Origin of the sequence: Halalkalibacter akibai JCM 9157, assembly GCF_000513135.1 — a bacterium.
In the GTDB taxonomy this organism is placed as follows: domain Bacteria; phylum Bacillota; class Bacilli; order Bacillales; family Bacillaceae_D; genus Halalkalibacter; species Halalkalibacter akibai.
In genome coordinates, this window is the sequence record NZ_BAUV01000001.1 from 151,970 (window position 1) to 170,436 (window position 18,467).

19 protein-coding genes are annotated in these 18,467 nt (G+C 36.2%); 16 read left to right on the forward strand and 3 right to left on the reverse strand.

Annotated features, from left to right (window positions below):
- Positions 1-6: 6 nt before the first annotated feature.
- The 11 genes from JCM9157_RS00775 (at position 7) to JCM9157_RS00825 (ending at position 6,914) form a co-directional block, all read left to right on the forward strand.
- Positions 7-486, forward strand: a complete 480-nt coding sequence (locus JCM9157_RS00775; RefSeq protein WP_035661027.1) for a DsrE/DsrF/DrsH-like family protein — start codon at positions 7-9, stop codon at positions 484-486.
- 81 nt (positions 487-567) lie between these two features.
- Positions 568-867: a rhodanese-like domain-containing protein gene (locus JCM9157_RS00780; RefSeq protein WP_081733997.1), complete on the forward strand. Its 300-nt coding sequence runs from the start codon at positions 568-570 to the stop codon at positions 865-867.
- 19 nt (positions 868-886) lie between these two features.
- Positions 887-1,171 carry a rhodanese-like domain-containing protein gene (locus JCM9157_RS00785; protein WP_004427588.1) on the forward strand — a complete coding sequence of 95 codons (285 nt, stop codon included), beginning with the start codon at positions 887-889 and terminating at the stop codon, positions 1,169-1,171.
- Between the two features lie 55 nt (positions 1,172-1,226).
- Positions 1,227-1,802, forward strand: a complete 576-nt coding sequence (locus JCM9157_RS00790; RefSeq protein ID WP_035661032.1) for a sulfurtransferase TusA family protein — start codon at positions 1,227-1,229, stop codon at positions 1,800-1,802.
- An 11-nt stretch (positions 1,803-1,813) separates the two neighbouring features.
- Positions 1,814-2,047 carry a glutaredoxin family protein gene (locus JCM9157_RS00795; protein ID WP_035661034.1) on the forward strand — a complete coding sequence of 78 codons (234 nt, stop codon included), beginning with the start codon at positions 1,814-1,816 and terminating at the stop codon, positions 2,045-2,047.
- A 17-nt stretch (positions 2,048-2,064) separates the two neighbouring features.
- Positions 2,065-2,460 carry a DsrE/DsrF/DrsH-like family protein gene (locus JCM9157_RS00800; RefSeq protein ID WP_035661036.1) on the forward strand — a complete coding sequence of 132 codons (396 nt, stop codon included), beginning with the start codon at positions 2,065-2,067 and terminating at the stop codon, positions 2,458-2,460.
- A gap of 42 nt (positions 2,461-2,502) precedes the next feature.
- Positions 2,503-3,630, forward strand: coding sequence for an MBL fold metallo-hydrolase (locus JCM9157_RS00805; protein ID WP_035661037.1), 1,128 nt, complete (start codon positions 2,503-2,505; stop codon positions 3,628-3,630).
- 43 nt (positions 3,631-3,673) lie between these two features.
- The gene (locus JCM9157_RS00810) at positions 3,674-3,901 is read left to right on the forward strand and encodes a sulfurtransferase TusA family protein (RefSeq protein ID WP_035661039.1); all 228 of its coding nucleotides are present in this window, start codon (positions 3,674-3,676) and stop codon (positions 3,899-3,901) included.
- 59 nt (positions 3,902-3,960) lie between these two features.
- Complete coding sequence (locus tag JCM9157_RS00815) at positions 3,961-4,737, forward strand: sulfite exporter TauE/SafE family protein (RefSeq protein WP_035661042.1); 777 nt, start codon at positions 3,961-3,963, stop codon at positions 4,735-4,737.
- A 450-nt stretch (positions 4,738-5,187) separates the two neighbouring features.
- The gene (locus JCM9157_RS00820) at positions 5,188-5,787 is read left to right on the forward strand and encodes a class I SAM-dependent methyltransferase (protein ID WP_035661044.1); all 600 of its coding nucleotides are present in this window, start codon (positions 5,188-5,190) and stop codon (positions 5,785-5,787) included.
- Positions 5,788-5,999: 212 nt separating this feature from the next.
- Positions 6,000-6,914: a cupin domain-containing protein gene (locus tag JCM9157_RS00825; protein ID WP_035661046.1), complete on the forward strand. Its 915-nt coding sequence runs from the start codon at positions 6,000-6,002 to the stop codon at positions 6,912-6,914.
- Between the two features lie 95 nt (positions 6,915-7,009).
- Here JCM9157_RS00825 and JCM9157_RS24820 read toward each other — a convergent pair whose 3' ends face one another.
- A complete protein-coding gene (locus JCM9157_RS24820; protein ID WP_162831744.1) occupies positions 7,010-7,180 on the reverse strand; it encodes a hypothetical protein in 171 nt (56 codons plus the stop codon).
- Between the two features lie 217 nt (positions 7,181-7,397).
- On the opposite strand from JCM9157_RS24820, the gene cdr reads away from it, so the two are divergent.
- Positions 7,398-9,335, forward strand: coding sequence for a CoA-disulfide reductase (cdr, locus tag JCM9157_RS00830; RefSeq protein WP_035661048.1), 1,938 nt, complete (start codon positions 7,398-7,400; stop codon positions 9,333-9,335).
- A gap of 185 nt (positions 9,336-9,520) precedes the next feature.
- Here cdr and JCM9157_RS00835 read toward each other — a convergent pair whose 3' ends face one another.
- The gene (locus JCM9157_RS00835) at positions 9,521-10,045 is read right to left on the reverse strand and encodes a hypothetical protein (protein WP_175576994.1); all 525 of its coding nucleotides are present in this window, start codon (positions 10,043-10,045) and stop codon (positions 9,521-9,523) included.
- An 820-nt stretch (positions 10,046-10,865) separates the two neighbouring features.
- Here JCM9157_RS00835 and JCM9157_RS00845 point away from each other — a divergent pair.
- A complete protein-coding gene (locus tag JCM9157_RS00845; RefSeq protein ID WP_035661053.1) occupies positions 10,866-12,410 on the forward strand; it encodes a hypothetical protein in 1,545 nt (514 codons plus the stop codon).
- Positions 12,411-12,721: 311 nt separating this feature from the next.
- Positions 12,722-13,303: a superinfection exclusion B family protein gene (locus JCM9157_RS00850; RefSeq protein WP_035661055.1), complete on the forward strand. Its 582-nt coding sequence runs from the start codon at positions 12,722-12,724 to the stop codon at positions 13,301-13,303.
- Between the two features lie 687 nt (positions 13,304-13,990).
- Here JCM9157_RS00850 and JCM9157_RS00855 read toward each other — a convergent pair.
- On the reverse strand, positions 13,991-14,404 hold the full coding sequence (locus tag JCM9157_RS00855; protein ID WP_035661057.1) for an LAGLIDADG family homing endonuclease: 414 nt from the start codon (positions 14,402-14,404) through the stop codon (positions 13,991-13,993).
- A gap of 265 nt (positions 14,405-14,669) precedes the next feature.
- Here JCM9157_RS00855 and JCM9157_RS00860 point away from each other — a divergent pair, with 265 nt between their 5' ends.
- Positions 14,670-16,079, forward strand: coding sequence for a family 43 glycosylhydrolase (locus JCM9157_RS00860; protein WP_035661059.1), 1,410 nt, complete (start codon positions 14,670-14,672; stop codon positions 16,077-16,079).
- Between the two features lie 57 nt (positions 16,080-16,136).
- Positions 16,137-18,434 carry a glycoside hydrolase family 95 protein gene (locus JCM9157_RS00865; RefSeq protein WP_035661062.1) on the forward strand — a complete coding sequence of 766 codons (2,298 nt, stop codon included), beginning with the start codon at positions 16,137-16,139 and terminating at the stop codon, positions 18,432-18,434.
- The last annotated feature ends 33 nt before the right edge of the window (positions 18,435-18,467 follow it).

Sequence of the window (18,467 nt, forward strand, 5' to 3'; positions counted from 1 at the left end):
GACAACATGACAGCAAAGAAAAAAACAACAATCATTTTATTCAGTGGGGATTATGACAAAGCGATGGCTGCTTTTATTATCGCAAACGGTGCTGCAGCCTATGATCATGAAGTAACAATCTTCTCAACATTTTGGGGACTAAACGCTTTTAGAAAGGATCAACACGTACCAGTGAAAAAAGGATTCCTAGAAAAGATGTTTGCGAAAATGATGCCACGAGGCGCTGACAATATGGGGCTTTCCAATATGAACTTCGCCGGAATGGGACCGAAAATGATTAAGCATGTGATGAAAAAACACAATGCTATGCCATTACCTGATTTAGTCGAAATGGCACAAGAACAAGGCGTAAAGTTAGTTGCTTGTACAATGACAATGGATCTATTAGGACTACAAAAAGAAGAGTTGATTGATGGTTTAGAATATGCTGGTGTAGCCGCATATTTAGCTGATGCAGAAGAAGGAAATGTGAACTTATTTATTTAACCCAAGGGGGTACTTAAATTGGATTTAGTCATAAATGTTTTATTCGGTCTTATAGTAGCATTCTTTTTAATTAATAAGTTCATGCCTGTTAAAGGTGTAAAACAAATTTCAACGAGTGACCTTAAAAAAGAGTTAAAGAGAAAAGATGTTCAATTTATTGATGTAAGAACACCAGGTGAGTTTTCTAGAAACAAGATTAACACGTTCAAAAACATTCCACTCCATGAACTTTCTCAAAAAGGAAGTCAGTTATCAAAAGAGAAAGAGGTTGTTGTTATTTGCCAGAGTGGAATGCGCAGCAATAAGGCAACAAAACTTTTGAGAAAAATGGGTTTTCAAAAAATCACAAATGTAAAAGGCGGTATGAGCGCTTGGAACTAACGTTAGGAGGAGATCAGTTATGAAAGAAATCACACCAAAAGAAGTAGAACGTCTCGTTAACCCCAATATTATTGATGTTCGTGAAACGGATGAGGTAGCAGCAGGGCATATTCCTGGAAGTGTAAACATCCCGCTTGGATTACTAGAATTTCGTCTACATGAACTAGACAAAACGAAAGAATATATTATTGTTTGTCGCTCTGGTGCTAGAAGTGGAAGAGCCACTGAGTTTCTGTCAAGTCACGGGTTTCATGCTACCAATATGGTTGGAGGCATGATGAACTGGGAAGGGAACGTGCAGTAAATTTTTTTGAAGTTTATTATACCTATATAGGTATTCATTCTAAGGAGGACTATTTATGGAAACTATTAAATTTGATCAACTAGTAGATGCAAAAGGATTAGCATGTCCAATGCCAATCGTTCGTACAAAAAAAGCGATGAATGAGCTCGAACCAGGAAAAGTATTAGAAATTCAAGCAACAGATAAAGGATCAACTGCTGATATTAAGGCGTGGGCACAGAGCACTGGACATCAATATTTAGGAACGCTTGAAGAGGGTGAAGTGTTAAAACATTATCTGCGTAAGGCGACTGGGGAAGAAAAAGAAGAGAAGAAACACCCACATGTTGTAAACAACGAGGAACTTCAAGCGAAATTAGCTAACAATGAAGGGATTCTAGTGTTAGATGTACGTGAATCAGCTGAATATGCCTTCAATCATATTCCTGGTGCAAAATCCATTCCGCTTGGTGAACTTGAGAATCGTTTTAATGAACTAAGCGAGGATGCAGATATTTATGTTGTGTGTCGTACTGGAAGCCGTAGTGATTTAGCCGCACAAAAATTAACAGAAGCTGGATTTAAAACAGTTATTAATGTCGTACCTGGCATGAGTGAATGGGGTAACCCAACAGATAGTCTTAATAAATAGGAGGGGTCAACATGAATCAGATTACTGTTTATACATCTAATCACTGTCGTTATTGTGTGATGTTAAAAAACTTTTTATCAGATCAAAACATTTCCTATCAAGAAGTGAATGTAGAAACAAATCCTGCCATTATGCAGCAACTTGTAGAAAAAACAGGTCAATTAGGGGTTCCACAAACGGAAGTGAACGGCCAGTGGGTTGTTGGTTATGATCCAAATAGCATTATGTCAGCATTGAGAAAATAATAGGAGGTTGAAAGAAGATGAGTAGAAAATTAGCGATTATCGCAAGCAATGGTGGGTTATTTGATGCCTATAAAGTTTTCAATGTAGCAACAGCTGCAGCTGCAACAGACCAAGAGGTAGCGATATTCTTTACCTTTGAAGGTCTAAACCTAATTCATAAAGAAGCATACGGTCAATTACCAATGCCAGAGGGGAAAGAGCATTACCAAAAGGGTTTTGAGAAAGCAAATGTTCCAGCGATCCCTGAACTCGTGGCAATGGCACAAGAAATGGGTGTTAAATTGATTGGTTGTCAAATGACAATGGATGTTATGGAACTAGAAAAAGATGCATTTGTTGATGGAATTGAAGTGGGTGGAGCAGTTACATTCTTAGAATTCGCCAAGGATGCAGATGTAACATTAACGTTTTAATTAAATTTTTTTAAAACAAAACATACTAACGGGGGTATAAAAATGTCAGTAAAAGCGATGAATTCAAAAGAAGTAGCAAGAAAAGTAATCGAAAAGAAAGAGCTATTTATTCTAGATGTTCGGAATGAAGGTGATTTCGCTGATTGGAAAATTGAAGGAGAAAACTTTGATTACTTTAATATTCCTTATTTTGAACTATTAGATGGCGTAGAAGAAATCATGGATAAAATTCCAGCAGATAAAGAAGTCTTAGTCGTTTGTGCGAAAGAAGGTTCTTCGATGATGGTAGCAGAGATGTTGTCTGATGAAGGACTAGATGTTTCTTATCTTGAAGGCGGAATGAAGACTTGGAGTGAATATTTAGAGCCAGTTAAAGTAGGGAACCTAAAAGACGGTGGTGAGCTATATCAATTTGTCCGTCTAGGTAAAGGCTGTCTATCTTATATGGTTGTTTCAAATGGGGAAGCTGCGATTATCGATGCAACACGTATGGCAGATGTGTATGTGAACTTTGCTAAAGAAATCAATGCAAAAATCACACACGTATTTGATACTCATTTACATGCTGATCATATTTCTGGAGGAAGAAAAATTGCCGAAGCAACTGGTGCAACGTACTGGTTACCTCCAAAAGACGCTGGTGAAGTAGTGTTTGAATATGCGGCACTTGAAGGTGGGAATGACGTAGTGATCGGAAACTCAACGATCAACATTCATGCGCTATACTCACCTGGTCATACAATCGGATCGACTTCATTTGTTATCGATGAAAAATACCTATTATCCGGAGACATTCTCTTCATTGATTCAATTGGAAGACCTGACCTAGCAGGACTCGCTGAAGATTGGGTAGGAGATTTACGTGAGTCGCTTTATACGCGTTATAGAGAACTATCAGAAGAGTTGATTGTTTTACCGGCTCACTTTATGATCATCGAAGAGCTAAATGAAGATGGAAGTGTTGCAGAAAAACTAGGCACATTATTTGCTCAAAATCATGGTTTAAACATTGAAGATGAAAATGAGTTTAGATCAATGGTGACAGAAAACTTACCGCCACAACCAAACGCGTATCAAGAAATTCGTGAAACCAATATGGGTAAAATTACACCGGATGAAGAGAAACAACGTGAAATGGAAATTGGGCCAAACCGTTGTGCAGTAAGATAACAAACGATAAAAAAATAGAAATAATTAACTGGAGGTTTTATAAATGAACTCAGATAAAGTATTAGATGCAAAAGGATTAGCATGTCCAATGCCAATCGTTCGAACAAAGAAAGCTATGATGGAACTTGAATCAGGTCAAGTGCTAGAAATTCATGCGACTGATAAAGGAGCAAAAAATGACCTTGCAGCATGGGCGAAGTCTGGCGGTCATGAGTTACTATCAGATACGGAAGAAGATGGTGTATTTAGGTTCTGGATTAAAAAAGGCTAAATATAAAAGAAAAGGGAACCGGGTTGGTTCCCTTTTCCTTTAAAAGGAGGTAGGTTATGATGGATTTTGCTTTTATTATTACAATCTTTTTAATTGGTTTCATAGGTTCGTATATTTCAGGAATGTTAGGGATTGGCGGATCAATTATTAAATATCCCATGCTTCTTTTTATCCCACCATTATTCGGATTGGCAGCTTTTAGTGCCCATGAAGTTGCAGGAATAAGTGCAATCCAAGTGTTTTTTGCAACAATAGGTGGGGTATGGGCCTATCGGAAAGGCGGATACTTAAATAAGACTTTAATTATTTATATGGGATCAGCTATTCTAATTGGTAGCTTTGTTGGTGGTTATGGATCAAAACTGATGTCAGAAGGCGGAATTAATCTTATTTACGGAATTTTAGCGTTAATTGCCGCAGTCATGATGTTTATTCCTAAAAAGGGAATTGATGATATTCCACTTGATCAAGTGACATTTAATAAATGGTTAGCGGCTAGCTTTGCATTAATCGTAGGGGTTGGAGCAGGAATTGTAGGTGCTGCTGGGGCGTTCTTATTGGTCCCAATTATGCTTGTTGTTTTAAAAATTCCAACGCGAATGACTATCGCTTCTTCATTAGCGATTACCTTCATCTCATCCATAGGAGCAACCGTCGGAAAGATTAGCACAGGACAAATTGATTATTATCCAGCATTCATTATGATTGTAGCGAGTTTAATAGCATCTCCACTAGGTGCGATGGCAGGAAAGAAGATGAATACAAAAATTTTGCAAGTAATATTAGCTGTATTAATAGCAGCAACGGCAGTTAAGATTTGGATTGATATCTTATAAAAGTAATGCGCAATGTAAAACATACGATTATATAAACTTTTTTACTGGATATTTGTTTTGAAATTCAAATAAGTCAGGAGGGTTATAAAAATGGTTAAAATAACACCCACAGCAATCGAACAGATTTTAAATGAAGTACAAGATACAATCAAACAAGGAGTCGAACCCTTCATCCGATTAACCATGGGTATTGGTTGAGGAGGACCACAACTTCGCCTGGCTCTGGAAGAGTCAGCTTTAGAAAATGATGAAATTATGGAGCAGGATGGGTTTCAATTTTTAATTGCTCAAAAAGATAAGGTTTATTTTAATGATGTTAAAATAGATTATACGAAAAATGTATTGGGTACAGGTCAATTTGTCGTGATTCGTTAATCATTCATTCACCCTATATGTCTATTCAGACTATAGGGTGTTACTATTATAAAATACAATAAAGGAGAATAGACAATGAATCCATGGAACACGCGCTTTCAGAATGAGAATTATGTATATGGAACAGAACCAAATGTGTTTTTAGCGGAAATGCAGAGAAAACTTCCATTATCAGGTGACGCTCTTGCTATTGCAGAAGGTGAAGGACGCAATGCCGTTTTCTTAGCTGAACAAGGAATGAACGTGTCAGCTTGGGATTACGCTGAATCAGGTCTATCAAAAATGAATAAATTGGCAGATGAAAAAGGTGTAAAAGTTAATACGCAACTGGTTGATTTAAATGAAGCCGTTTGGCAACAAAACAAATGGGATGAGATTGTCTGTATTTTTGGTCACTTTCCAGAAGTGTTACGCAAGAAAACACTACAAGGAGTGAAAGAGTCAGTTAATCCAGGTGGTTATTTTATTACCGAAGTCTATTCGCATTATCAAATACCATATAATAGTGGGGGCCCTCAAAACTTAGAGCTTTTATACAAACCCGAAGAATTTCTAAATGTCTTTTCTGATTGGCGTATTGTTCACTTTTTTATGGGAGAGGTTGTCCGACATGAAGGAGAATTACATAATGGCTTGTCTCATGTTATTCAATTTGTCGGACAAAAAACAGAGTGAATTCAAAAGCCACTAATGATTTTTTCTTAGTAATTTCACTAAAGAATAGATTAGGTGTAGATCCTATTCTATTCTTTTTTGATGCAAAAGAACACTTGAAAATTTCTAAACTAATCAAATGCCCTTTTTTAATTAAGTATATTCATTAGAAGTCCATTCTCTACACATAGGCATATGATAAATTTGATAAACCATTGAAGGGAATGAACGAAATGTATTATTCTAACACGAATCCATATCCATATTACGCTAATGCTAACACATCAACCTATAATCCAGACTTTATGGCAAGGAATTATCACGGGCAGGATGACCAAGTTTTTGAAGCGGTACTTGGAGGGATTAAAAGAGAGGCCAAAGCCATTAAATTTTATAGACAGTTAGCCAATGCTGCGCCTTCTAATAAGCATAAAAAGGGCATTCTTCAGGCTTTAGAAGGGAACAAAGCTCAATTAACACACTTCACCAATCTTTATACCCATCTTACTGGTATACAACCTATATATCAGATTGATACAATTCCCTTTAATAGTTATAGAGATGGTTTACAAAAGGCTTATGAGCTGGAATTAGAGGGGTATGAAGAATATCAAAAGAGTTCTCATCTTACGGGGCATCCACAAATTCAAAATGTGTTTATGTGGGCTTTAACAGGTGAACAAGAGAACGCTACACGATTTAGTTCATTAGAAGATGAACTCACAAATGAACTAATGGATTATGGTGCGGAGCCATTTGTAGTAGATATTGAAGAAATAACTAAACAAAACAACAATTTCCGTACCGCCTTATGGACAGGAGATCATTTGCAAGTCACTTTGATGAGTATTGGTGTTGGAGAGGACATTGGTTTAGAAATTCATCCAAATCTTGATCAATTCTTACGCATTGAACAAGGGCAAGGGATTGTTCAAATGGGTGACAGCAAAGATCGACTAGAATTTGAAGAAAAAGTCTATGACGATTATGCGATTGTGATACCCGCTGGTAAATGGCACAACTTGACCAATACAGGTAATCAACCACTTAAGCTGTACTCTATCTATGCTCCACCTCAGCATCCATATGGAACTGTTCATGAAACGAAAGCTATAGCCATGGCTGCTGAAGAAGAACACGGTCACTGATATACATTAATAAAGAAAGATAAGAGCTTGAAAAAAACGACCGAATGTTCGATTCGGTTGTTTTTCAAGCTCTTTTATATTCAATATTATAGTGTTTAGTGTTGAATTGTCTCTACAAAAGTTTCTAAAGCTGGATGATACTCTTTTTCGTAATGACCTTCGGGGCAATGTTTAACAATTCGTCCTATTAAAGCTTCAGACTTATCGTGTTTTAGTGTTTGTTTACAAGTCGGACATGTATCTTTAAAGAGACTAATAATAGTCATTTGCAAATACCTCCAATTCCTATTAGTTTAGTGTGATTATACTTTGTTTTTATCTTTTTATCTAGATCTTTTTCCTTCGTAGGTTAGCTTTATAAAATTAAAATAAAAAAGGCTAAACTGTGATTTAAATCACATCAAAAAAGAGAGTAACCTTGTAACATACTATATAGGTATATACCTATAAGGTAATTAGAAAACTAACTAGGGGGAAAAAATAATGAGTAAAAAAATTGTAATTGTCGGTGGAGTCGCAGGCGGTGCAACAGCAGCCGCTCGCTTAAGAAGAATAGATGAAACGTCAAAAATTGTCCTATTTGAAAAAGGAGAATATATATCGTTTGCTAACTGTGGTTTACCTTATTACATTGGGGAGACGATTAAAGATCGCCAAAAGCTATTAGTGCAAACGGTAGAAGGAATGTCAAAAAAGTTCAATTTAGACATCCGTAACCTTAGTGAGGTCATTGGAATTAATCGCGAAGCAAAAACGGTCCAAGTCAAAGACCATAAAACGGGGAATACGTATGAAGAGTCTTATGATGATTTGGTGCTTTCACCAGGGGCACGTCCAATCGTGCCACCGATTCCGGGTTTGAATGAAGCAAAGGCCATTTTTACTTTGAGAAACATACCAGATACAGACAAAATTAAGTCTTATGTCGATAACGAGAAACCAAAGCGTGCGGTTGTCGTTGGTGGTGGATTTATTGGTTTAGAAATGGCAGAGAACCTCCATAAACGTGGGATAGATGTCACGGTTATTGAAATGGCTAACCAGGTGATGGCCCCGTTAGATTATGAAATGGCATCCATCATTCATACGCATCTTGAAGAAAAGGGAGTCAACCTTGTTTTAAACGATGGAGTCCGTTCTTTCGAAAGCGAAGGAAAGATTGTTGTTACAAATAACGGTAAGCGAATGGAGACAGACCTCATTATTTTATCGATTGGCGTTCGTCCAGAGAATGAACTTGCCGTTCACGCTGGCCTTCATGTTGGAGAACGTGGAGGAATACAAGTAAATGACTATTTACAAACAAACGACCCAAATATTTATGCAATTGGTGATGCTATTGAAGTAAAGGATTATATTAACGGGAAGCCGACGATGATTCCACTTGCATGGCCGGCAAATCGGCAAGGCAGACTTGTAGCTGATAATATTTATGGAAAGAAAACAAAGTATAACGGTACACTTGGGACTTCGATTGCTAAAGTTCTAGACTATATGGTGGCGACGACAGGAAATAATGAAAAGACATTAAAACGTTTAGGGATTCCATATGAAGTGATTCATCTTCATCCTGGCTCACATGCCGGCTATTATCCCGGAGCAGCACCTATTGCATTCAAACTAGTGTTTGATAAAGAAACAGGCAAAATATATGGAGCTCAAGCGGTTGGAAAGGATGGGGTCGATAAACGAATTGATGTGATTGCAACAGCAATTAAGGGGGGATTGTCTGTCGTAGACCTTGCTGACTTAGAGCTAGCTTATGCTCCTCCATATTCTTCAGCAAAGGATCCTGTAAATATGCTAGGTTACGCAGCAACCAACATTGTGGAAGGTGTGATTGATACCGTTCAGTGGTACGAGATCGATGAAATCGTGGCAAATGGTGCTACGTTAGTCGATGTACGTACACCTATCGAGTTAGAAATGGGATCTATCAAAGGGGCCATTAATATTCCTGTTGATGACATCAGGGAACGTCTAGCAGAGCTTCCGAAAGATGAAACGATTTATGTTAACTGCCAAGTAGGGTTACGAGGCTATTTAGCTACACGAATCCTTCAGGAAAATGGGTTTAAAGTGAAAAATTTAGATGGTGGCTGGAAAACCTACTCTTCAGTGCATAGCAACAAAAAGAAAGACTGTGATATGAAAACGGACGACTCCGGTGTGGCACGACTTGATTGCCAAGAGTTTAGACCAGATGTAAAAATAGATGCTAGCGGCCTTCAGTGCCCAGGACCTATTATAAGTGTAGCAAAAGCAGTAAAAGAAATGGGAAAAGGACAAATTTTAGAAGTAACAGCAACTGATTCACAATTTGTTAGGGATTTACCTTCATGGTGTGAGCACAATGGCCATACTTTACTAGAGGAAAAGAAAGATGGGAAACTGGTTAAAGCTTATGTTCAGAGAAATTAGTGCTGGAAATTAAGGCGTGGGAAAAAGTTCATATTTCTTCTTGTGAATTGGTCTTGAATTTTTTTGAAGTCTACAAAATCTTCTAATTAATAGTGGATTGTTACTCAGGACCTAACATCTATTTAAGGTTTCGCTAGCACTTAAGATAAGATAAGGAAAATATACTACATCATATTTGTTGGTCACTACCCAGCCATATATAGAAAGTAAATAAGAGGTTGCCCAACGAGGCAACCTCTAGATATTATTAAATAAAAAATTTTTAAACGACTTAATAATAATTTATATCCATAAATTATAAATGCAAACAATGTAAATATAGAAAATATATGTTTTGGTGTGAAATGTACTAATTTATAAAGTCTCATTCTTTGAAATATCCAGTTTAAAGGGTAAGAAAAAAACAAATCGATGAGCAAGTTTATTAATAGATAGCGTTTGAAATTTCCAAACGTGAAGTGAAAAATCCATATTGTTCCAACAAAAAATGGTCCTAATATAAAACTTCCATCATTAAGGAGTTTGTTTTTTAAGCCACCTTCTACAACCCACCATTTATAAGGTACTGCTAATGCGCATAGCCCAGCTACAAGCGTTGAAGCAAAAAGAGTAACAGGAAGAAATTGCTTAAAGGATCTTTTGGGTATTAAAGAAATTGAAAGCCAAGGGGCTACCAATAAAATAATTCGAACAATGTTTGGCATACGCATTTTATGGGCTCCTTTCTTTTTTATTTATCTTTCCGAATTTCATTATTAATATTTACTGATTAAATATTTTCTTGAACATTAATTTTAAACCGATTATATAAACAAAAAGCACGAAGATCCTGTAAATATGCCTAAGTACGTAGCAATCAACATTGTGGAGGGTGTGATTGAAAACTGTTCAGTGGCACTGAATCGTTGAAATCGTGGCAGAGGGGGCTACGTTAGTCGATGTACAGCTATCAAGTTAGAAATGGATTTATCGAAGGGGATATTAATATCTCTATTGACGATTTTCGATTACGTCTAGCATTTCGAGGCTATTTAGCAACACGTATCTTTCAGGAAAATGGGTTTAAAGTAAACCCTACTACATCATATCTGCGATTGTTAAGCAGTTGCTCGAATTGAATTGAAGAATGAGCATTATATTTCTCAGACTATTTTTAATTAAATGTCTGTTTTTTTATGGTAATTGATTGTATTTATATATAGTATAACAGGAAGATTATGTTGAGTAGAAAAGATGAAAAAAAACAGCGTTATTTGCCGCGGAGTAGACGGATACTGCACAATAAATAATTTCGTTTATGAAATAATGTGCTTTAAAGTAAAGAAGATTTATTTATCGGTGGTAGGGTTCCACAATTGGGCCAGATTGTGGAAGAGAGGTTACTAATTAAGTTGGAGATATATGTTAAAATGTAATGGGTTGTGAATTAGTACGAGTAACGATGCAGTTGACTATAATCCATTGTTGTTAAACCATCGAAACTAGATTAAGCGGTGTTCAAAAAAGAAATTATTTAAACGGGGGAAAAGAATGAATCTTAATAGTCTATACAATTTCAAAAATTCGGTAAAGCATTTTCTTGATATTGAAAGTCTGAGATTCCCAGCAGATATATCCACAATTGAAATTAAGAAGTTAAGTTGGGTTGAGCCATTTAACTTTAGAGTGAAAAAACAAGAAGATAAACACCGCACACTAAAAATACCTAATATATTGAATTTTGTAGCTGCTTGTGAGCATTTCAAGGATATATCAAACTTTGAGTCAATTCAAGATATGGATCCTTTACATAAACGATTATCTGCAAACATTAGTACTGGAGATTTTGTATCAGGTGAGTATGATAGACATTTAGAGGAAGACTTTAACAGATTGTGCGTATATGACAATTTAATAAAAGTAGATATTAAGGAGTATTATGGAAGAATATACACGCATCTAATAGATTATCAAGGACACAAGGAAAACTTTCTTACTAATATGAATATTGGGAAAACAAATGGTCTAATAATGGGGAATTACTTATCGTTATTTTTCGCAGAATCCAACTTGAAGAATATTAGTAAGGACATTCAAAATGAAATTAGAGAATCAGGCATAGATTGTGAGTTCTCTTATTTTTCTGATGATTTTTTCTTCTTTTGCAATAAGAATGATGCTGATAATGTAATAAAGATTTTTGATGAAGTATTAGAACAATATGAACTTGAGAGAAACGATACCAAAAAGGAAGTTTGGACTTATGAAACTTTTAACAAATACAACTTGGTTGCAAGGTATTGGAAAAAATTAATTGCACACTCTAATATTAGGATTAATAAGGAGAAGGATGATAACAAGCTATACTTCATTAATCAGCTTGTATATAGACTTTCGAATTTAGAGGATGAAAAACTTAAAAAAGTCTTTATAAATAACTTTTTCAAAACAAAATATTTTATAGAGTTGGATTTAGAGAAATTTCAGGTCAAGGACTATGACTACCACCAGTTATGCTTTTTGTTAAAATTGAATCCTGAGTCACTGCTATATACAGTTAATAGATTTAGTAACATGAGTAATTTTGATAATTACAGGTTACATAAATTTTTAAAGGTTAGATATAAAGAGTCACTTCAAAACTTATTTAATGAAGAGCAACTCTATTTTTATTATGCAATAAAATCTTTTGGTTTTACAGATATATTATCTGAAACAAAAGGTGCAGTTATAGAAACAAATAATCAAATATTAATTTCATATTATCTAAAAGATGGATTATTTGAAAAAGGAGAAATCAGTATATTAAAAGAAAAGCAGAACGAACAATTCTGGTTTCAAAATTACCATCTAATTTTATATACCTCCGATTTAATGGCTGATTTAGAAGACAGTATTATTAAATATTTAATCCCTAAAAGAGCGACCAAAGAGATCCAACAGACAACTTATATGGAATTTTACAAGGATAATTTACAATCGCAAATTCCTATAATCAGAGACATAAATGGTGTTCTTGATGAAATTAATAATTACCTAGATTTAAGAATAGAGGAAATCGAGGCAGACTTTGAATTTGATGAGATGGATGAGTGATATAATCACCAATGTTTTTCAGAGATTTAAGCGATTTGAAATCCTGAAAATTAATATCTCTTTAAATCTTAAACTACTCTACGTAGTGTTCTTCCCAAAACAGGCGCTTTCCATGTACACATGAACAAGGAGAAGCGCTTCTTTCTTTTAAAGGCTAGATTGTTAAGCAAAACATTGTGGAGAAATGTACTTAAAATAGAGAAGTTAGTTTGGAAAAGAGGAATAATATTAAAACATGGAATTCATATAAAATTACTTACTCTAACAAATCTATTGGTTTGTTAAGAAAAGAAATATATCAGGAGGACTTTATGAAGATAGATTTTAATATCAAAGAGATTCTAACCCTGCCTACGACAATCATGGCTGCCCTGTCATTAGCGAGTGGTATCCTTTTATTCTCACCTACAGCATTAATAGTACGAATGTATATGCTTGGTTTCAGAGAAAAATATGGCTTTATTATTGGAATTGTATTCATTGTTTCGATGTCTATCCTCATTGTGAATTTACTATATAAAACTTTTACATCTATTTCTAATGCTAAATCCAAAAAGAATTTTTATGCAACAGCAGAAATAAGACTACAAAAACTTAACGATTATCAAAAAGCAATAATATATGCGTTATATCAACAAAATAATCGAACATTACCTCTTCCGTTACACGATGGTGCTGTATTAGAGCTTGAACAAAACATGATGGTTGGTAAAGCAACTTCACAATATTTTGTTAGCGATTTAAACAATGCCTCATTTCCTTATTTATTACAGCCATGGGTAGTAGATGAAATAAATAATAAAACAAATTTGTTGTCCGATTTTCGTAGAGCATTTGAATTGCAGTACGATGAAGACTTTAATAAGGAGAAAGTAGGAGTCGATTATTTGTAAAGTTGTTGGTAGTGGGCGTTAAATGAAAAACATTTATAATAATCTGGTATATTAGAGACTAATTAGGTATAAACACTTGAAAAGATGCCCTTGAAGATCAACTAGCTGGTGCTTTTCTTTAATTATACTCTTCAACAATCAGGCGCTGATGTTGAATAACCAAGACAAAATACAACCTATATACTGCACGGTACAACGATACTGTACAAGAATGTTAAGGGAAAATGTGATATTACACACTGAATTATACTTTTGCCTGAAGTTTTTATACGCCTCGTAACCTTGCCCAAAGTTGCAAAATCTTAAAGGTGGTAAGGGGAAATATACATTATTTTCCTAGAGGTAATAGTGAAAGTTGGAAAAAATATAAGTAGAAATCCAGACATACGAACCATTGGCAAAGATATGATACTTCTCGTGGCAAAGTAATGGTTCAAGTCACAACCGCATAGGTCATGCGGTTCTTTTTATTTTATGACTGTTTTCGCATAATTTGTTGCTTTTAGGGGTTTGAGTGTAGGGACAAGTTCGTTGCATTGCGCTGCAGCCACTCGCTTTCCGCGGGGAGGAGCCGAGCCTCCTCAACACGATTGCGAGGTCTCGCCCGGTCCTCTACACGAGTGGCTTCCGCTCCATTTCACTATGAGCAGTAGGCCATATTCAAAGCAACAATCATTACGAAAGAACTTATTTTATTGATAAAAATTCTTCTTCAAATTGTTGTTTTAAGACCAACTTTTCGGGAGTGTATTTGCCGTTACGAGAGGTCAATTTATCATATTTCTCTAATATTAGAGTTGCCCGTTTTTTCTTCTGGGTAATTCTAAGGTAAGGAACAATATAGTTAAGAGTACTAAATATATCTTTCTTATTTTTTATAGTCAAAACGAAGGAGTCTTTGTGTGATGCAGGATTATAATTTTTCTTAGTTGTAATATAGCCACCAACTAACTGTTTAATATAAACGAGTAATTCTTTGTCCGTGCTAGCTATGGAAATAATAGGTCTCCTATTCTCAGTGAGGTGCATTTTAGATAATGTAATTGTTCCTTCTCCATCAATTATTCCTGCAAGATAAGCGGCTTCTGTTAAAGTTAACATTACTTTCCCTCCTCTAGGTAGAACGAATGTTTCCGTTTAGATTATATATTGAACAGAGGAAATATAAAAGATAAGGATTAATATTATAAGGGATAAATAACAACCAGTCGTTTTTGACCCTGTTTTAAAAAAATCCTATACAGTTATTGATATATCCTATTGAAAATCGGTTTATTTCTTTAGTTAAACAGCGTAATATTATTTATGAAGGAAAACGTTTACAAACTAAATTCATTAAAAATTTAAATAATTAGAGGTGCACACAATGAAAAAACAAGGACTAAACCCTTACCTCCCGTCTTGGGAGTACATTCCAGACGGGGAACCGCATGTGTTTAATGACAGAGTATATGTTTACGGGTCTCATGACCGTTTTAACGGCCATGTCTATTGTTTAAACGATTATGTTTGCTGGTCTGCACCAGTGGACGATCTCGCAGACTGGAGCTACGAAGGTGTGATTTATGAAAAAACAGATGACCCGCTGAATCCTGATGGGAGAATGTGTCTTTATGCACCTGACGTTACGGTTGGGCCGGATGGAAGATATTATTTGTATTATGTACTTGATAAAGTTCCCGTTGTATCAGTAGCGGTTTGTGATACGCCGGCAGGAAAATATGAATTCTACGGATATGTTCATTATTCAGATGGAGTACGTCTAGGAGAAAGAGCTGGGGACGAGCCACAGTTTGATCCTGGGGTGTTAACGGAAGGAGACAAAACGTATTTATATACAGGGTTTTGTGCAATTGGTGATAAATCGAGGAGCGGCGCTATGGCAACGGTACTTGGACCGGATATGTTTACTATTTTAGAAGAGCCTGTTTTTATCGCTCCGAGTGAACCTTATAGTGCTGGAAGTAGTTTCGAGGGTCACGAATTTTTTGAGGCACCTTCAATAAGGAAAAAAGGGGATACTTATTATTTGATCTATTCCTCTGTTGTCATGCATGAGCTATGTTACGCTACAAGCAAACATCCAACAAAGGATTTTATCTATCAAGGAGTCATTATCAGCAATAATGATCTTCACATTGAATCTTATAAACCAGCAGACAAGCCCATGTACTATGGTGGAAATAACCATGGCAGTATAACTGCTATCAAGGATAAGTGGTATATTTTCTATCATAGACATACCAATGGATCGAATTTTAGCCGACAAGGTTGTGTGGAGGCAATTGAATTTCTAAGTGATGGTACAATTCCGCAGGTAGAAATGACATCTTGTGGTTCTAATGGTGGTCCACTTATTGGACAGGGAGAGTATCCAGCATATATAGCATGCAATTTAATTCACCGAGATGAGGCAATATATACAGGTGATTTATGGATGGACAGCCAATTTCCGAAAATAACCCAGGATGGAAAAGACGGCGATGAAGAAATAGGATACATCGCTAATATGACAGATTCTGCAACAGCAGGATTTAAATATTTTAACTGTAAAGGGATCAAAAAAGTCAAAATTAAGGTAAGAGGCTATTGTAATGGTAAATTTGAAGTGAAAACACGTTGGGATGGTCCGGCGCTCGGAAAAATACCGGTTGAGTTTACAAATGTATGGACCGAATATTCTGCTGACATAGCGATCCCAGACGGTATCCAGGCAATTTATATTACGTACACAGGAAATGGTCGGGCTAGCTTAGCTTCTTTTACATTGGAATAGGGATTCTAACTTTACACGATCAAGCTAATCCTAGTCGTTTATGAAAGGGGATACAACTTGAAGAATACAATATGGTATAAACAACCGGCAAAAGATTGGAATGAAGCTTTGCCAGTGGGAAATGGTCGATTAGGTGGGATGATATTCGGTCATGTGACGAAAGAACGAATCCAATTAAATGAAGATTCTGTTTGGTATGGTGGACCAAGAGACCGTAATAACCCGGATGCATTAAAGCAATTACCGAAACTTCGAAAACTATTAAAAGATGGAAGATTGAAAGAAGCTGAAGAGCTGGCGGCACTCGCATTCACAGGTGTACCAGAAACACAACGTCATTATGAACCTCTTGGTGATTTACTACTAAACTTGAACCATGCAAGCACAAAAGCAAATGATTATTCTAGACAATTAGATTTGGAAACGGCTATGGCTAAGGTGGAGTATACGATAGATGATGTTACATTTAACCGTGAAATATTCACTAGTTATCCAGATCAAGTGATGGTCATTCGGATGACCGCCTCAAAAGAAGGTTCACTCTCATTTCAAACACGTTTGGATCGTGGAAACGGAAGGAATTTTGACGAACTAGAGGCGTTGTCTCCTAACTGCACGATGTTAAGAGGAGAGACTGGAGGGAAAGATGGAATTGCATTTAGATGTGGGATAAAAGCAATTCCTGAAAATGGAACCGTGCAAACGCTTGGAAATCATTTAATCGTTGAAAAAGCAGATGCGGTTACTTTGATTCTTGCTGCCGCCACTTCTTATCGTTTTGAAGATCCTGAGCAACAATGTTTGAAAACAATTGAGCAGGCTGCTGCAAAATCGTACGATGAGTTACGAGAAGCTCATGTTAATGATTATCAGGCGTTATTCAACAGAATGGATTTACAAATAAATGAGTCGACTCCTCAATATTCAGACCTGCCTACAGATCAACGCTTAGAACTAGTGAAACAGGGAGAAGAGGATTCATCGTTAATTAGTACTTACTTTCAGTATGGACGCTATTTATTAATTTCTTCTAGTCGTCCTGATTCCCTCCCTGCTAATTTACAGGGGATTTGGAATGATCAAATGTTACCACCGTGGGATAGTAAATATACTATTAATATTAATGCGGAAATGAATTATTGGCCGGCAGAAATATGTAATCTATCAGAATGTCATGAACCGTTATTTGATCATATTGAGAAAATAAAGGAAAACGGCAGAAAAACGGCAGCGACCATGTATGGATGCCGAGGTTTCACCGCTCATCACAACACAGATATATGGGGAGACACAGCGCCACAAGATATTTATTTGCCAGCAACCATTTGGCCGATGGGAGCAGCGTGGCTATGTTTACATTTATGGGAGCATTATGAGTTTACTAATGATGTAGAATTCTTACAAAAATCTTATGATACGTTAAAAGAAGCTTGCTTGTTTTTCGTAGATTTTCTCGTTGAAAACGAAAAGGGTCTTTTAATTACAACGCCTTCAGTATCACCTGAAAATACATATATATTGCCTAATGGTGAAAGTGGAACGTTGTGCGAAGGACCATCCATGGACAGTCAAATCATCTTTGCGCTGTTTTCTAGTTGCATTAGAGCTAGTGAGATCTTAGATACAGATCCAACATTTCGAGACACACTGTTGGGACTAAGAGAAAAGTTACCTAAGCCTAAAATAGGAAAGCATGGTCAAATACAAGAGTGGTTAGAAGATTATGATGAAGCAGAACCTGGACATCGTCACATCTCACACTTGTTTGCCCTTTATCCTGGTAATCAAATTTCTCCGCGGACAGCACCAGAACTAACGGAAGCAGCTAAAGTTACCCTTGAAAGAAGATTAATGCATGGTGGGGGTCATACAGGGTGGAGTCGGGCTTGGATTATTAACATGTGGGCCCGTTTAGAAGAAGGAGAACTAGCTTATCAAAATATCCTTGATCTATTAAGATCCTCTACATTGCCTAACTTACTTAATAACCATCCACCATTTCAAATTGACGGGAATTTTGGAGGAACAGCTGGTATAGCAGAACTGTTACTGCAAAGTCATAATGAGGAGCTTCACTTGCTACCTGCTCTTCCAAAAGCATGGAAAAGTGGAATGGTAAAAGGTCTAAAAGCTAGGGGAGGATATGAAGTAGACTTAAGTTGGGATAATCATAAACTAAAATCCTGCACAATAAAAACTCAAGATAATAAGGTCTGTAGAATCAGAACGAATCAGGCATTAGAGGTGAGTGTAAGAAAGCAAGACCTTATACTCACGGAAATCAACTCCGGTGTTTATGACATAAAAATAAAAAGTGGAGTATGTCAACTTTTGTTTGATCAAATTGAACAGTAGATAAACCACTGTCATTAAAAATCAAGAACTTTG

Bases quoted from the DNA above. Each gene is read 5' to 3' on its own strand.
- JCM9157_RS00775 (WP_035661027.1), top strand. From the start codon at position 7: ATGACAGCAAAGAAAAAAACAACAATCATTTTATTCAGTGGGGATTAT.
- JCM9157_RS00780 (WP_081733997.1), top strand. From the start codon at position 568: ATGCCTGTTAAAGGTGTAAAACAAATTTCAACGAGTGACCTTAAAAAA.
- JCM9157_RS00785 (WP_004427588.1), top strand. From the start codon at position 887: ATGAAAGAAATCACACCAAAAGAAGTAGAACGTCTCGTTAACCCCAAT.
- JCM9157_RS00790 (WP_035661032.1), top strand. From the start codon at position 1,227: ATGGAAACTATTAAATTTGATCAACTAGTAGATGCAAAAGGATTAGCA.
- JCM9157_RS00795 (WP_035661034.1), top strand. From the start codon at position 1,814: ATGAATCAGATTACTGTTTATACATCTAATCACTGTCGTTATTGTGTG.
- JCM9157_RS00800 (WP_035661036.1), top strand. From the start codon at position 2,065: ATGAGTAGAAAATTAGCGATTATCGCAAGCAATGGTGGGTTATTTGAT.
- JCM9157_RS00805 (WP_035661037.1), top strand. From the start codon at position 2,503: ATGTCAGTAAAAGCGATGAATTCAAAAGAAGTAGCAAGAAAAGTAATC.
- JCM9157_RS00810 (WP_035661039.1), top strand. From the start codon at position 3,674: ATGAACTCAGATAAAGTATTAGATGCAAAAGGATTAGCATGTCCAATG.
- JCM9157_RS00815 (WP_035661042.1), top strand. From the start codon at position 3,961: ATGGATTTTGCTTTTATTATTACAATCTTTTTAATTGGTTTCATAGGT.
- JCM9157_RS00820 (WP_035661044.1), top strand. From the start codon at position 5,188: ATGAATCCATGGAACACGCGCTTTCAGAATGAGAATTATGTATATGGA.
- JCM9157_RS00825 (WP_035661046.1), top strand. From the start codon at position 6,000: ATGTATTATTCTAACACGAATCCATATCCATATTACGCTAATGCTAAC.
- JCM9157_RS24820 (WP_162831744.1), bottom strand. From the start codon at position 7,180: ATGACTATTATTAGTCTCTTTAAAGATACATGTCCGACTTGTAAACAA.
- cdr (WP_035661048.1), top strand. From the start codon at position 7,398: ATGAGTAAAAAAATTGTAATTGTCGGTGGAGTCGCAGGCGGTGCAACA.
- JCM9157_RS00835 (WP_175576994.1), bottom strand. From the start codon at position 10,045: ATGCGTATGCCAAACATTGTTCGAATTATTTTATTGGTAGCCCCTTGG.
- JCM9157_RS00845 (WP_035661053.1), top strand. From the start codon at position 10,866: ATGAATCTTAATAGTCTATACAATTTCAAAAATTCGGTAAAGCATTTT.
- JCM9157_RS00850 (WP_035661055.1), top strand. From the start codon at position 12,722: ATGAAGATAGATTTTAATATCAAAGAGATTCTAACCCTGCCTACGACA.
- JCM9157_RS00855 (WP_035661057.1), bottom strand. From the start codon at position 14,404: ATGTTAACTTTAACAGAAGCCGCTTATCTTGCAGGAATAATTGATGGA.
- JCM9157_RS00860 (WP_035661059.1), top strand. From the start codon at position 14,670: ATGAAAAAACAAGGACTAAACCCTTACCTCCCGTCTTGGGAGTACATT.